Annotated in this window: 1 protein-coding gene; it reads right to left on the reverse strand. The window is 53.5% G+C overall.

The genetic code is table 11. The features are described 5' to 3' along the window. Positions 1-22: 22 nt before the first annotated feature. Positions 23-976, reverse strand: a complete 954-nt coding sequence (locus tag KJB30_RS17825; protein WP_214301720.1) for an IS110 family RNA-guided transposase — start codon at positions 974-976, stop codon at positions 23-25. Positions 977-1,147 lie beyond the last annotated feature (171 nt).

Genomic DNA, 1,147 nt, shown 5'->3' on the forward strand with positions numbered 1-1,147 from the left:
CGCGGAGCAACCGTGTTCTCTGTCAAGTGAAAGCATAAAAACTATCGTTCCAGCGGCGGTTGTCCCTGATCATGGCGTTGAGAATGACTAGCAGTTTGCGCATGGCCGCTGTAATGGCTACTTTGTGTAGCTTTCCGGCCTGTCGCAGCCGTTCGTAGAAGGCCTTGATCACCGGGTTGTACCGTACTGCTGAAAGGGCTGCCATATACAGGACACTGCGTACTGCTGCACGGCCACCCCAAATTGAACGTTTACCCTTGTGCTTGCCACTATCGCGGTTGTAGGGGCACAACCCGGCTAAAGCACCAATCTTATGCCGAGATACTGTGCCAAGCTCCGGCATTGATGCCAATAACGTCGCAGCTGTAACAGGGCCTATGCCTTTGACGCTGGTCAGAATCTGCTCCTTTGCCTTCCATATAGGAGAAGCCTGAATGAATGACGAAATGTCGTCGTCAAAAGAGTCAATCTGCTGCTCCAGCCACTCGATGTGCTGGACAACGCCTGGTCGTACTGCCTTTGCAGCGGTTGTCAGCCGATTTTTCTCGGCTGTCTGCATATCCACAAGCTGGCGTCTGCGAGAGATCAGTGCCGACAATTGCTGGGCGGCTTCATCTTTGAGCGGGCGAATTTCCGGCGCAATGCGCTCACCGAATAAAGCGATGATTTTAGCATCGAGTTTATCCGTCTTGGCTAGCAGCCCGCACGCCTTGGCGAAATCGCGGATCTGGCGAGGGTTCACCACGGCAACAGGCAGTGAAGCTGCGCACAGAGTTCCCACGGCCAGCATCTCCAGCCCTCCGGTGGACTCAAAAACCACTCGCGAGGGGGTTGCATCAGTTAAAAAGCGGGCTAATTGTGAACATCCGCTTTCATCATTCGAGAACCGCTGCGACACCCCACTGGGAAGCAGACAAAGGTCGAGGGTCTCTTTGCTTACATCGATTCCTGCAACAATTGCTTCATTCGTTCCCATTTCTTTCTGTCCCTTTCTTGCGAAGATTCGGGCTATAGGCCCGGGCAACCGTTCGGGCTGCGAAAGAAGGACATGGCGCTTTATGCTCCGCGGCGGGTTATAGCCCAAGGCGTAATCAAACTGCCATGTCCTGGAACAGAGAATCTAGTTACTGTCAGTCCAACATACAAG

The organism is Pelotalea chapellei (assembly GCF_018531195.1).
GTDB lineage: Bacteria > Desulfobacterota > Desulfuromonadia > Geobacterales > Pseudopelobacteraceae > Pelotalea > Pelotalea chapellei.